The sequence below is a fragment of the Bradyrhizobium sp. CCH5-F6 genome (genome assembly GCF_001556045.1).
GTDB lineage: Bacteria > Pseudomonadota > Alphaproteobacteria > Rhizobiales > Xanthobacteraceae > Bradyrhizobium.
In genome coordinates, this window is sequence record NZ_LSIC01000188.1 from 39,741 (window position 1) to 53,424 (window position 13,684).

A 13,684-nucleotide genomic window follows, 5' to 3' on the forward strand; every position below is an offset into this window, starting at 1 on the left:
CGGTCAGGCCGGCAACGCTGACGCTCAACCGCCGCCTGCGCGATCCCAGCCCGTCGTCCTTCGCAGAGCTGTTAGCCCTGCTTGTCCGGCCTGGCAGGGATGCTCGGCCGCGATTGTGCCGGCCCGACCGCTCCGCGGGCCGGGGGGTGTCTTCGGGAAGAAGACGAGGAAGGGCCGGCAAGGCGCGGTCCGCGAACCCGAACAGGAAAAATCCTATGCAACTCATCAAGATTGATCCGCGTGCGCTGAACGAAAATCCCGATCGCATGCGCCAGACGAAGTCGACGCCGCAGGCCGACGCCCTACTGCTCGCGACGATCAAGGCCGTCGGCATAGTCCAGCCACCCGTCATCACGCCCCAGACCGGCGGCGGCAACGGCTATGTCATCAATGCCGGTCATCGCCGCGTGAAGCAGGCGATCGCCGCCGGCCTCGAGGAGATCGACGTCCTCGTCGATGAGGCGGCGAACGACAACGGTGCCATGCGCTCGATGATCGAGAACATCGCGCGCGAAGCACTCAATCCCGTCGACCAGTGGCGTGCGATCGAACGTCTCGTCGCTCTCGGCTGGACCGAAGAGGCAATCGGCGTCGCATTGACCCTGCCCGTCCGGCAGATCAGGAAGCTCCGCCTGCTCGCCAACGTGCTGCCGATCATGCTCGATCACATGGCCAAGGGCGACATGCCCGACGAGCGCCAGCTCCGCACCATTGCCTCGGCGTCGCACGATGAGCAGAAGGAGGTTTGGAAGAAGCACAAGCCCTCCAAGGCGGATCCGCAGGTGTCGTGGGGGAGCGTGGCGCAGGCCCTGACCAAGGTCCGCATGTACGCTCGTCACGCCAGCTTCGGTGACGACCTCGCCCAGGCCTACGGCATCCAGTGGATCGAGGACCTGTTCGCGCCGGCGGACGAGGATAGCCGCTACACCACAGATGTCGAAGCGTTCCTGGGCGCGCAGCAGGAGTGGATGACGAACAACTTGCCGAAGCGCGGCATCATCGCCGAGACGACGAACTGGGGCGAGGTCAAGCTGCCGCCGAAGGCGGAGCGCGTCTACGGCAAGCCGTCGAAGTCGGATTGCACGGCGATGTATCTCGACCGTGACGGCCGTGTGCAGAGCGTGCATTACCGCATGCCTGCGGCGAAGAAGTCGAAGGACAAGGGCGCGGCGGCCGGCACTGACGCTGCCGATGAGAGCACAGCGGTCTCGAAGCCGCGTCCCGACGTGACGCGCAAGGGCGTCGAGATCATCGGCGACTTCCGAACGGACGCCCTCCATGAGGCGCTGGCACGCGCGCCCGTCGAGGACGATGCGCTGATGGCGCTGCTGATCCTCGCGTTCGCGGGCCAGAACGTCTCGGTCGATTCCGGTAGCGGCGGCACCTATTACGGCAACCGGCGCATTGCGCGCCATGCCGCAACGCTGTTCGATCAGGATGGCAAGCTCGTCCTCGACATGGACACGCTGCGCGTCGCTGCGCGCTCGGTCCTCATTGAGGTTCTCTCGTGCCGGGAAAACCGCACCGACAGCGGCATCGTTGCGCGCGTCGCCGGCGAGGTGGTCGGCGCGGACAACTTCTTGCCGAACATGGGCACCGACGACTTCCTGTCGTGCCTGTCGCGCGCCGCGCTCGAAGGCTCGTGCAAGGACACCTCGGTTCTCCCGCGCCAGAAGGTGAAGGACACCCGCGCCGCTTTGGTCGAGCACTTCAAGGAAGGCCGCCTTGTCCATCCGGCAGCGCTGTTCGCTCCGGACAAGGTCAACTTGCTGGCCTGGCTGGCGAAGAACGCCGTCGCGGCCGCCGATGAGGCCGACGACGAGGTCGAGGAGCCGGACGCTGGCGACGAGGACGACGGCGAAGCCTTAGGTGACGAAGCGTTCCGTGAGGCGGCTGAATAGCCCGCACGCCATCGACAATCCGAATGACACCCCCGCCGCCGGCCCAGCCGGCGGCGGCTTCGTTTCCAACACCCATGAACAGGAGAACGTCCATGTCCGCGCAGTTGATCTACGACCTCGTCCCGCTCGGAGCGATCATCCGGTTTTCCGACGGCACGCCGCGGCCGCCGGAGCGGCACCGCAAGAAGCTCGCGGCCTGGGAACACCGCAACAGCGGCGGCAGGCTGATCCGCAAGCAGGCAGAACACCGCGTCGGCAACACCATCATCGCCGCCACTATCACACTGCACGCCGGCGACTGTGGCGGCGGCGGCGTTGTGGTGCTTCGCGTCCACCGGAGCTTCTCGGTCGACAGCGACCTGAGGTTCGTCGTAACCGAACGCCCGAGGATCGGTGCGGTCCGCGTGCTCAACCGACCCGGCGAGGACGCCGAACTCGTCTATCTCGGCAGCAGCCGCGCCGACGCGGAATGCTGGCTGCAGAGCCACGGCTATCCGGATGCGGTTCTCGACGAGGTGACCGCCGATTCGCGGGCAGCCGACGTCATGGAGGGGAGGACGGCCGTATGACTACGCCCTCACCGCTCACCACCGAGCCGGATTCGAATTCTGAATTTCCCGAGGTCGAGTTCGGCCGCAGCGGCGACGGCCATCTCGTCGCTCGCGTCGGCGACACAGCCTTCGCCATGCTGCCGGGACGCGACGACCGCCATTATCTTGCGACCGGCTGGCGCATCAACCGGCCGATTGCCGAATGGAAGCGCTCTGACTTCTACGGCCATTCCGGCGAGCTCGCCGACGAGGCGGCCTTTCGGACAAAGGTCGCGGAGAACGCCGAGCATCAGCGCGAGAAGCGTGCGCTCGGCCGTCGCGACATCGGCTCGAATGCGAACACGCCATGGGGTCCGTCGCAGGGTGCAACCGTCTATGCGGAAGGCGTTGTCTGCCATTCGACGGCGGGCCACGGCGGCTTCCATCTCTCGGCCGAGCGCAACCGCAAGGTCGACCCTGTACTGCGCGCGCCGGGCGGCTGGTACGAGGAAGACGAGGCCTGGGCGATCGTGGCGATCACCTTCCCGCATCTCTTCACCGGCTACGAGCGGCGCTGCGCCGAGCGCACGATCAAGGATAGCTGGCCCGATGCGTGGGAGGTGATCTTCGGGATCGTGCTGCAGCCCGGCGAATCCCGTGAGAAGGATCGGCGCGCTTTCGAGAAGGAGCACACCGATAATTGGATCGTCGTGTCGGCGATCACGTCCGATCAGCAGCCGGGCTTTGTTGAAGTCGTCGCCACACCGGGCGGCAGACGCGGCGCGGGGACGGAGGAGCGACGTTTCCTCATCCCGTCCGACGAGTACCGGATTGGCCGCTTCGGCTTTGTCGTCGATGAGACCCGCCACCCGGTCTATTCCGGCCCGTCGAGCTTCATCGGTTGGCAGGGAAGGACGCCGCCATGAAGGCTTCCTCCGAACGTCTCGCCCAGCTTTCGCGCATGGAAGAGGCACGGCGCCAGACGCAGCGCCAGCTCGACATGATCGACCGGCAGATCATCCGCCGCATGACGGCGCTGATTCCGCAGCTTGGCCGCAAGCGGTCCGCATACCGTGGCGGCAAGCCGCCCGACCCCAGCGCTTTCCTCGAACGCTATCGTTCGAACCTTGCGGCGATCACCGCAGAGCGCCAGCCGGAGATCGACGCGCTGTCGCGCAAGCTCGCCCGGCAGGATGTCGCGATCGAGACGCTGCGGGCCCGATGCGCGCCGGAGTTTCGACCCGCTCATGACGACCCGGAGCGCGCACATCGCAAGGACGAATGTCGCAGCTCCGCCGACTGTCGTCCGGGCAAGCGCCATGGTGCTGCGGCCTAGCCGAGCCGAAGCCGACCTTGCGGTCCGCTCAGGCGGATAACTCGAGCACGGCGCGAAGCTGGCGATCTGCTGGCTCGAACCTTTCCAAGGTTTCGCCAATCCGGCCTGGACCCTGTCGGCTCTCCCCTCGGGTTTGCTGCGGTCTGCGCCCCCGGCGGTCCGCTTCAAGGCCAAGTCGCAAGCGACCGGAGACCGCCGATCTCGGCAAGGCCCAGCCGCGTCCGGCGCAGGGCCCCAGCAAGCTGGACCCTGCTTGTCCGCAGCCGGACCTCGCTCGCCTGGCGGTCCCCGGACCTTGAAGCGGCCCTCATCCCGGCGGCGCTCGGCGACCGCACCCGAAGGGAGGTCCGGCAGGGGCCGGCTCGAACCGACGGCGAAACCAGATAAGGAATTCACCAATGACCAAACCTGCTCGTTCCTCTCGCGCCAGCGCCCGCGTCATCCCGCTTCGCAAGGGCACGACTCTCGAAATGGTCCGGCTCGCCTGCCCCGACTCGGCACAGGCACAGCGCATCTCTGAAAGCTTCGGCCTTGCGATCCTGGACAGTGACGGCATCCGTGATCTGCATGAGCGGCTCATCATCGAAACTGCGGACGCGCTCAAGGACGGCCTGAGTGAACGCGCAATGCAGATTCACCTTCAAAGGATCGTCGGCGCTTATGTCGGCTCCGCGCACGGCGCCGGCCAGTTCTACACCCGCGCAGTTACCGAAGCGCGAGATGCGACCGCCAAGCTCGCCAACGACGGCCGCGATGAGGACCTCGATGGTCCGGTCGGCTTCGATAGCCAGGCACAGCGCAAGCGTGAATTCGCCGCCGACATGGGCGTTCAGTCTCACGCCCTTCGCATGGCCGCCGAGGGCGCCGTCGCTGCCTATGAAAAAGTGGTCGGCGAGACCTGGAAGCCTTTCGAACGTCCTGTCGACAACACGACCGACACCGTCGGCCGGAAGGCGGCGAAAGCTCAGATGTCGGCGTTCGACTAACTGTCAGCGCGGGGCCTCGGCCCCGCGCCTCTTCCACTGCAGCCACCTCGCGGGCCGGTCTGGAGGAACCGGCCCTTTTTTCGTGCCGCCGCTGCAACAAAGGGCGCCTGCCCGCGCTGCGTGCCATCGTCGACTCCTCCCGGTCCGTGGTCCTGCGCCGGACCCTATGCCCGCGCAACGGCTTTGCCGTCCTTCGCGCTGCTTCGGCCCTGCGGGTGCGCGGACCTTGGGCCCGGCGTTGGCGGCCCCCGTGAGGAGCCGCGATGGGCGCGGCCTCCCGAACGGAGTCATTAAAATGAACAGGAACGGAGAAAAGACGCGAGGCGACCTGTACGCCCGCATCACGGACCGCATTGTCGCGGAGCTCGAACGCGGCGTGCGCCCCTGGGTTCAACCTTGGGCCACCGCGAATATGGCAGGCCACATCACGCGACCGCTGCGACACAACGGCCAGCCCTATACGGGCATCAATGTCGTGCTGCTTTGGTCAGAAGCCGTCGCGCGCGGCTTCAGCTCTCCGATCTGGATGACGTTCAAGCAAGCCAGCGAACTCGGCGCGCACGTCCGTAAGGGCGAGACCGGCAGCACCGTGGGTTATGCGAGCCGCTTCACCAAGACAGAGACCGACGCTCACGGCGACGAAGTCGAAAGGGATATCCCCTTCCTGAAGGCCTATACCGTGTTTTGCGTCGATCAAATCGATGGCTTGCCCGAGCATTATTACGGTCGGCCGGCCGCTGTCGCATCAACGATCGAGCGTAACGCGAGCGCCGACGCTTTCTTTGCCAATACCGGCGCGATTGTTCGGCATGGTGGCTCGCTGGCGTTTTACGCGCCCTCGTCCGATCACATTCAGATGCCGACGATCGAAAGTTTTCGCGACACCGCCTCCTATGTCGCCGTCAGAGCCCATGAGACCGTGCACTGGACCGCTCCCGCTCACCGCGTTAATCGCGATCTCAGCCGTTACAGCAAGGATCGGAGCGAACGCGCGCGCGAAGAGTTGATTGCCTTATCTTGACAGTCTGCACCGACTCTCAGCGTCTTGCTTACGTCGATGCAACAGGACTGACGGAGGCGGTAGGTCTTGTCCCCACTTGTGGTGAGCTCGGTGGAGCAAAGCCGTCCGCACGCGCGCCATCCAATAGCGCCGTAGCGGGCGGACGGCTTTGCGGTGCTCACCGCCGGCCGTAGCGTTCCCACATAGCTGGCGACGGCCGGCCTGGATAGCGCCGGGCAAGTTGAACTCCTTCGTTGATGCTGGCTCCCCGGATGGGGGTCCGGGGGAAGGTTGAACAACTTGTGGACAACGTAGCGCCGGCTTCGAACATCACCATTCAAGAGCGCCGATCGGCTGACGGCCTTGATGCACACGTCCCTATGATCCTGCGGGACGGGGCACTCTACGATCCTGATCTGGATCGTTTCTTCCGCGACCTTCCCCTCAATGGCGTCCGCTCACGGCACTCCCTTCGTGCGTATGGCTATGACGTCCTGGTCTGGGTCCGCTTTCTTTCGGAAGCCTGCGGCAAGTCCGTATGGCAAGGTGATCGTCGCGACGTCCTTGCCTATCATCGCGTTCGTCGCCGGACGGAGGCCGGCCAACGTATCTCCGCGGCGTCCTGGAATCGAGCTGTTGCCTGTCTCGATCGGCTCTATCGTTGGGGCGTTCGCGAAGGCTTGCTCCCTGAAGCGCCGTTCACGCACCGCTCGGTTTGGAGGCAAGGATACGGCGGCCGGCGTGCGCAGATTACAGCCCGCAATGACGCCTATGAGCCGGCTGCTCGTCGAGCAGATGTCAGCTTTGTCACGCTCGATGACTACCGGGTATTTTGGGACGTCGGCCTCAGAGGGCTTATGCCTGATGGCGGAGCGCGGCCGGGAGCGCGTGATCGCAACGGCATTCGCAATGCGTTGTTTTCCGACCTCGTTGTGACGACGGGCCTTCGGCTGGAGGAAGCCTCCTTTCTGTTTGCATCCGACCTTGCTGCCGTCGATCGGCGAACAGCTCGACAGGTATGGCTCGATCTGCCGGACGCGCTGACGAAGGGCGATCGTGGTCGCCAGATTCTTCTTTCCGGTCGACTGCTTGAACAGGCGCGGGCCTACATCGCGGTTGAACGAGCTCACGCCGTCACTAAGTTCCGACAACGCTCCGGCTGGCGCTCGTACGAACGCCCGATCTTCGTTCACAGGGAGCGGTCAGCTTCCCGGTTGCGACTGCTCGACGGGAGTGACGTCGTTCTTGATCTGCTGAGCCCCGAAGAGCGCAGCAGGACCATCGTCTGCGATGATGACGGTACAGCGGGCGAGCCCGCCGTGCTGTGGCTCACGGAAGTCGGATTGCCGGTTCAACCGAACTCCTGGGAGGTGATCTTCGCCCGGGCATCCGAGCGGTGCAGGTCTCTCAGCTTTTCCGTCAACATCACGCCGCACCAGCTCCGCCATACCTTTGCCGTGCATATGCTCGCGATGCTGATCCAGCAGCGGATTCGAGATGCAGCGTTGCCCGCTGGCCCGATCGAAGGATATCGGCAGATCCTCGGCGATCCACTCCAGCAAGTGCAACGGCTGCTTGGCCACGCCAGCCTCGCAACGACCTACATCTATCTCGATCACATCGCTTCGCGCGCCGATACCGTTGATGCCGCCGTCGAGGAGTTACTGGCGCTGCTTCCCTCGGAGCGCTCGTTATGAGAGGCCGGCCGCGCAAGGGAACTTCAGTTCGTTTTGTGCCCGCAGATGGTGTTGTTCCAGCTCATGCCGGTGACCAGGTGATCGGACTGCGCTTCAACATTGAGGCGCGTCATGGCGGGATCGTCGAGGTCGATCTCACCAGCCTGAGCCCGCGAGCACTTGCGATAGCCTTTGCCGGCGCTGTTCGCCGACAGGCTGAACTCGGCGGGGCGTTGGGAGCGCGCTGCACCATCATGCAGCACATTACAGCATATCATAAGTTTTTCGCATACCTGCGAGCCCATTCTCATGCCACGAAGCCGGCTGATCTTCGCGCGCAGGATATTGACGGATTCGAAGCCTCCCTTGAGGCCGGCGGCATGACGCCGATCCATCGGCACACGGTCCTCGCGAAGGCGATTCTGGCGCTGCGCTCTATCGATGCCGATCAACCCGGCCTTCTCGACGATAAGCTCCGCCATCGCCTGAGCTACACCAGCGCGCAATCCGCAGGACGGTCGCAACCCCGCGACGCATATAGTCCGTTCGTCGCTCGTCAGCTACGTGACGCGGCTCGGGCCGATATCGGCAAAATATTCCGACGTATCGGCCGTCCGCTCGACGAAGCCATTGATTCCAACCTCCGCAGCGCAGTCGCCGATGTTGAAGCCAGGATTGCCGCTGAAGGCAAGATCGACCACTCGGACCTCGCCTTCAAACGCCTGTACTTCATGCGCCTGCGACGGGGCCTGCCGGTTTCGAGCTTTTCCGAAGATGTCCATAACCGCCATCATTTGCTCGCAACCGATCTGCCGCCACTGCTGACGTTCCTATCATTAGAGACAGGGCTCGAGATCGAATGCTGCAAGACGCTGACCATCGATTGTTTGCAGAGCCCAGAGTCCGGGACGATCGAGATCAGCTACATAAAGCGTCGCGCGCGTGGTGCCGAGCAGAAGCGTCTGCGAGTTCGTGATGGCGGCCTCGGCACGCCTGGCGGATTGATCCGCAAGCTGATCGAGGTGACGAGCTTTACAAGGCGCTTTCTTCCGGTCGAGTCTCTCTGGGTCTATCATTATAAAGGGCGAGGACAGCTCCGGTCCGGCATCGATCACCCGCATCAGTTGGTGGACAACTGGGTCGCTGGACACGGCATCGTCGACGACGATCGCCGTCCGCTACACCTTGTTCTCTCCCGGCTGCGCAAAACACATAAGGCACTCTGGTATCTCAAGACCGAAGGGCACATGGCGCGCTTTGCCGTCGGCCACACGCCGGAGATCGCCGCTCGTCACTATGCGGATATTCCGTCACTGCGCCCTTTGCATGAAGCCACCGTCGCCGAGGCGTTCACGGATGTTGTCGCGTCCGCAGGACCGATCGTTCTGTCACCCGACAGCGAGTCCCTTTGGCGCGAGGGTGTTGACGCCCCTGTGCAGAACAATAACATTCCCGCGCTCCTGGATGGAGATCAGGACGTCTGGCTCGCGGCGTGCGCGGGCTTTCAGAACAGCCCCTTCGCCGAAGCAGGCTCACCCTGTCCGCAGCCATTCTGGGGTTGCCTGGAATGCCGCAACGCGGTCATCACGGCTCGCAAGCTGCCAGCGATCCTCGCGTTTCTCGACTTTATCGAGGGCGAGCGCGCCGGGCTCTCTGCGGCCGACTGGAGCATCAAGTTCGGTCGCGCGCATGCGCGCATCACACAACAGGTTCTGCCCGTCTTCTCTGAACGTTTGATCGCCCAAGCGCGCAGCGAGGCCACCCAACAATCTCTCTATCTTCCGCCCGAGGTGCGGCCATGAGCAAAGTTGCCCTCGCTCCGCTCCCACAGGATCTGCATGACCGTCCGGTTCTTGCTTCCGCGGCGCTGAAGCAGGGCTTCGATCGGAGCTGCCTGTCCCGCTATGGCGATGCAAGCTGGGATCTCGGGCCGGCGGTATTTCGCGAGAACGCCCGCCGTTGCCATGTCACCGTACATTTCGGCTCGGTCGAAGATATCGGTACCCGCGAAGCAATCCGGGAACTGCTCTATGCCCGGCTCAACGTCGATCTCCCTGGTCATCGCAAGAAGCTCCCGCCTGTCTGTGTTCGGCAGATATTCAACCGAGCGCGTCGCTTCTTCGAGTTCGTCCGCGGCGAACTCAGCGCCGTCGATCTCTCGCGGATCGATCAGCAATTGCTCGACCGCTACGCGCGCCATCTCCAGACCGGTTGCAGCCGACGGCCTGTCATCGTCGGTCACCTTCTCGAGGTGCCGGTCGACCTCTATGCTTTTCGCGATCATCTTCCCTCCGGAGGGCTGCGGTTCCAGCCGTGGAGCGGACGCGCTCCAGCCCGCGTCGCTGGTTATCGTCACGTCCGCGAGAACCGCACCCCACGAATGCCGGAAGAAGTCATCGCCCCACTGTTGGCCTGGTCGATCCGCTACGTCACCGAGTTTGCGCCCGATATCCTCGCCGCTCGCGACGAGCTTGATCGATTGGAGACCCATTGCGCCAAGCTTGTTCAATCAGATCAGGCCCTTGACCGCAAACAGCGCCGTGCCCGACAGCGCCGGCGTCTCATGGACTACTTTGAGCGGCGACGACGTGAAGAGCGCGGTGTGCCGATCTGGGGGACCGCTCACAATGGCGCCACTATGCGGCTTCCAGATACAGGGGACGTATCGCCTCCTGTCAACTCGCACCTGCTTCATCTTCATATCGGGATCGATGCCCGCGCAGAGTCGAGGATGCATATTCAGCTTGCGAGTGGAGCGCCCGATCTGATCGATGCAGCCATACGCCAACTCGGCGTTGAGACTGGCGGCATGGATACGTGCATCTCTCTTCTGCCCGAGACGGGCCTTCCGTGGCGACCTCGATTCGACGCCAAGACGCTCGCCCAGGAAGAACGGATGCTGCAATCAGCAGCATATATTCTGTGTGCGTATCTGACCGGCATGCGCGACTGCGAAGTTCAGGCAATGCAGCGTGGATGCCTTGCTATATCCCGCAGTGAAGATGGCCTGATCATGCGCCATCGCGTCCGGTCAGTTGCCTACAAAGGCAAATCGAGCCATGGCGAAGCAGCCGATTGGGTCACGATCGAGCCTGTCGCCAAGGCCATCGGTGTGCTGGAACGCCTCTCGTTCCAGGCCGCATCGGCCCGCGGCCTCACGACACTCTGGCCGGTCCTGGCCGCTAAATCCGTGTGCAAGGATCACCTCTCTGCCGAGATAGTACGCCAGCTCAATCTTTATCGCGATCACCTCAATGAACTGTTCGGCACGATCAACGAGCCGGTTATTCCCAACAGTTCCGAAGGCAAGCCTTGGCGAATCACAACACGGCAATTTCGCCGAACGATTGCATGGCATATCGCCAACCGTCCCTTCGGTACGATCGCCGGCATGATCCAGTATAAGCATGCCTCCGTCGCGGCCTTCGAGGGCTATGCCGGCTCCAGCAAGTCTGGCTTCCGCGCCGAGGTCGAGAACCAGCGTGCTCTTGGGCAACTCGATGACCTGCTGGTTTACTTCGATGAGCGGCAAGTTGGTTCGACGCTTTCCGGACCAGCGGCACCACGCATATCGAAGGCGCTTGATGCTGCAGCGGTAGAACTTAGCCCCCTTCCAGTCATAATTGCAGATCGCGCGCGGCTTCGCACGATGCTCGCCAGTCTCGCGCGCACATTGCACGTCGGCGTGCTCGCCGATTGCTTCTTCGATCCCGGGACCGCCCTGTGCCTGAAGCAGGCAACCAACGCCGACAACAACAAGATGCCGCTGACCGTGCTTTGCCAACCGACACGGTGTCCAAACGCCTGCATCACCGCCAGGCACCGGCCAGCATGGGCACGTTCCGCAGACGAGGCGAGAGCTGTCCTCAAAGAGAAGCGGTTGTCTTCGCTACAGCGCTCCGCCCTGCAACAGGATCTCGCACGCATCGAGGCTGTCCTCGACGATATCGATCGCAGCAACTGACGTCAGAGCTCCGGACCTGAGGTTGCGGCCGCGCCGGCTGGTTCTCGCCGGCGTCCGCCCCGGCCAGGTCGGAGCGCGCGATGCCCCGCACGGCCGCGCAACGGCTGATCGCCGTCCTCCGCTATCGCTTCGGCTCTGCGAGTGCGCGGTCGCGCTTTCAGGCATCGCAGGTGGCTGCTCCGCCGCCGGGGACGGACCCCGGCCGAACGGGAACACCCATCATGATGAGACAGCACAAAACCAAAGACGGCCGCCCTGTCGGGCGGCGGGAGAGGACGAGGAGGGCCGGAATCGGGCGGCCGGTTGAGGGAGTGAGAGAGGCTTGCTCCGCCGGCCGCGGAGATTCTCCCATGTCCTATACATCGAGTTCGGCGGACCGCGCCGATGTCTATACCCGCATCACCGCCGAGATCGTCGCCGCGATCGAAGCTGGCGCCGGCGAATGGCGCATGCCCTGGCATCACGACGGCACTGCCATCACCCGTCCTCAGAACGTCTCGTCAGGCAATCGATACCGCGGCGTCAACGTGCTCGCACTCTGGATCGCTGCGCAAGCTCATGGCTATGCCGACGGCCTCTGGGGAACCTATCGGCAATGGCTGGCTATCGGCGCGCAGGTACGCAAGGGCGAACGAGGAACGACGGTTGTTCTCTGGAAGCAGGCAAAGCCGGCCGCCAACGACGATGCAGATGATGGTGACGATGACGTTCGTCGCCGCGTCTTTGCACGTGCATTCACGGTGTTCAATGTCGCCCAAGTCGATGGCTACGAACCTCAGGTCATCGAGGAGCTTCCAGAGATCGATCGCCTTACTCACGTCGGCGAGTTCATCGATGCGCTGAAGATCCCGATCATCACCGGCAATTACAATGCGCACTACCGCATCGACATCGACACGATCTTCATGCCGGACTACGCGGCATTCACGAGCCCAGCCGCCCATGCCGGCACGTTAATACATGAAGCAGCTCACGCCACTGGCGCAAAGCACCGGCTCGACCGGAACTTCCAGGAACGGTTCAAGCGCGATTGGCTGCCGATCGAAGAAGCCACCGCCGAATTGACCGCTTCCTTCATCCTGGCGGATTTGGGCGTCGCCCATCATCCCAGGCCCGATCACGCCGCCTACGTGGCATCCTGGTTGCGCCTCCTCAAGGACGACCCTCGCGCCATCTTCACCGCCGCCAGCAAAGCCCAGCAGGCGGCTGACTGGATGCATGCCCAGCAGCCTCGGACCGAGGAGATGGCGGCATGATCACCACCATCCCCAACAGGGTAAAATTTCAAAAAAGGGCTGGACTGTCAGGATATGTCGCGGAACTCGGGAGCTGTTTCCTCTGCGCGGATCTCGGGATCTCTCCCGAACTCGAACCGCGACCTGATCATGCAAGCTACCTCGCATCGTGGTTGGAAGTTTTGTCGAGTGAGAAGCGCTTTATCTTCTCGGCTGCTGCGCATGCGCAACGCGCCGTCGCCTATCTGCACGACCAGCAGCCGAAGGCCGCTGAGGTCGAAGAGGCAGCATGATACATGATGAGCGCATAACGTGATTGGGGCCGGCGCTTGCCGGCCCTTAGCTATCCGGTGATTCAGCGCAGAGATCCGGCCTTGTTGGCTGCTCGAGGGCCGGAGTCCGTTCATTGCTCGTGCTGCGCCACCTGATTGTGGCCTTGCGTGCCGTCGTTCGAGGAGGACGTTCTGACTTTGCACAGGTCTTCGCTGTGCCGAGCAAATCTCGCTCGCGGCCTCCCGATTCACTTTCGGGCCGCGTGGCTCTCTTGAAGGCAGAGTAGCACGCCTTCCCTCTCATTTCGGGCATCGACCCGTAAGCCTGAGTAGTTGAAAGATGTGTGCCGCGAGCGGTGATCGGGTTGTTTCGTCGGTCAAGGTTTCGATGGTCGCCATTGTCGTTTTCCTCGGCCGTTTCTTCTGGCACACCCACGTCGTCCTCGATTGGCATGTCTGACCGAAGGGCGCCGTCGCTTGAGCGCCGCCTCGCTCTTATCCCCGCAACAGCCGGTTACAACTTTCTTCCCCTGGCCGCTGCGCGCCATTCCTCGCGCAAGCCAAGAAAGTCGTGCCCTGGCTGCCCTCTACTGCGTGCCGGCCCCTTCGGGGTGCGGGTCGATCGCCTCCGGTCTGTCGCCAGCCATCGAGGCCGCGATGGGCGGCCCGGAAAACTGAATGGACACGACAATGGCGACCATCGGCACCTTCACCTCGACCGGCAACGGCTTAGGTTACGCGCGAGAAGGTGTCCTTTAGCGCGCTGACTGTTGCGAGTTTTGCA

10 protein-coding genes and 2 pseudogenes are annotated in these 13,684 nt (G+C 63.5%); 11 read left to right on the forward strand and 1 reads right to left on the reverse strand.

Features of this window, described 5'->3' with window-relative positions:
* The first annotated feature begins 215 nt into the window (after positions 1 to 215).
* The 7 genes and pseudogenes from AX729_RS32425 (at position 216) to AX729_RS32455 (ending at position 7,450) form a co-directional block, all read left to right on the forward strand.
* A complete protein-coding gene (locus AX729_RS32425) occupies positions 216 to 1,901 on the forward strand; it encodes a ParB/RepB/Spo0J family partition protein (protein WP_057196772.1) in 1,686 nt (561 codons plus the stop codon).
* Positions 1,902 to 1,993: 92 nt separating this feature from the next.
* Complete coding sequence (locus tag AX729_RS32430) at positions 1,994 to 2,470, forward strand: UCP036055 family protein (protein ID WP_057196773.1); 477 nt, start codon at positions 1,994 to 1,996, stop codon at positions 2,468 to 2,470.
* Positions 2,467 to 3,357, forward strand: a complete 891-nt coding sequence (locus AX729_RS32435) for a DUF7007 domain-containing protein (RefSeq protein ID WP_057196774.1) — start codon at positions 2,467 to 2,469, stop codon at positions 3,355 to 3,357. The genes AX729_RS32430 and AX729_RS32435 overlap by 4 nt, the downstream gene beginning before the upstream one ends.
* Entirely contained in the window at positions 3,354 to 3,767 is a 414-nt protein-coding gene (locus AX729_RS32440) for a hypothetical protein (RefSeq protein ID WP_057196775.1), read from the forward strand. Before AX729_RS32435 ends, AX729_RS32440 begins: the two co-directional genes overlap by 4 nt.
* A gap of 398 nt (positions 3,768 to 4,165) precedes the next feature.
* Positions 4,166 to 4,753: a hypothetical protein gene (locus AX729_RS32445; protein ID WP_036029591.1), complete on the forward strand. Its 588-nt coding sequence runs from the start codon at positions 4,166 to 4,168 to the stop codon at positions 4,751 to 4,753.
* A 295-nt stretch (positions 4,754 to 5,048) separates the two neighbouring features.
* Positions 5,049 to 5,765: pseudogene (locus tag AX729_RS32450) on the forward strand (ArdC family protein); the annotation flags it as partial.
* Positions 5,766 to 6,025: 260 nt separating this feature from the next.
* Entirely contained in the window at positions 6,026 to 7,450 is a 1,425-nt protein-coding gene (locus AX729_RS32455) for a tyrosine-type recombinase/integrase (protein ID WP_061028179.1), read from the forward strand.
* A gap of 23 nt (positions 7,451 to 7,473) precedes the next feature.
* On the opposite strand, the gene AX729_RS41425 is transcribed toward AX729_RS32455, so the two are convergent.
* Positions 7,474 to 7,824: a hypothetical protein gene (locus tag AX729_RS41425; protein WP_230646920.1), complete on the reverse strand. Its 351-nt coding sequence runs from the start codon at positions 7,822 to 7,824 to the stop codon at positions 7,474 to 7,476.
* Here AX729_RS41425 and AX729_RS32460 point away from each other — a divergent pair.
* From AX729_RS32460 to AX729_RS32475, 4 genes and pseudogenes are all read left to right on the forward strand, one after another.
* Positions 7,810 to 9,231: a hypothetical protein gene (locus tag AX729_RS32460; protein WP_230646921.1), complete on the forward strand. Its 1,422-nt coding sequence runs from the start codon at positions 7,810 to 7,812 to the stop codon at positions 9,229 to 9,231. The two genes, AX729_RS41425 and AX729_RS32460, sit on opposite strands and share 15 nt — an antisense overlap.
* On the forward strand, positions 9,228 to 11,393 hold the full coding sequence (locus AX729_RS32465; RefSeq protein ID WP_057195715.1) for a hypothetical protein: 2,166 nt from the start codon (positions 9,228 to 9,230) through the stop codon (positions 11,391 to 11,393). Before AX729_RS32460 ends, AX729_RS32465 begins: the two co-directional genes overlap by 4 nt.
* A 350-nt stretch (positions 11,394 to 11,743) precedes the next feature.
* Positions 11,744 to 12,649, forward strand: coding sequence for an ArdC family protein (locus tag AX729_RS32470; RefSeq protein WP_057195716.1), 906 nt, complete (start codon positions 11,744 to 11,746; stop codon positions 12,647 to 12,649).
* Between the two features lie 56 nt (positions 12,650 to 12,705).
* Positions 12,706 to 12,921: pseudogene (locus AX729_RS32475) on the forward strand (zincin-like metallopeptidase domain-containing protein); the annotation flags it as partial.
* Positions 12,922 to 13,684: the final 763 nt, after the last annotated feature.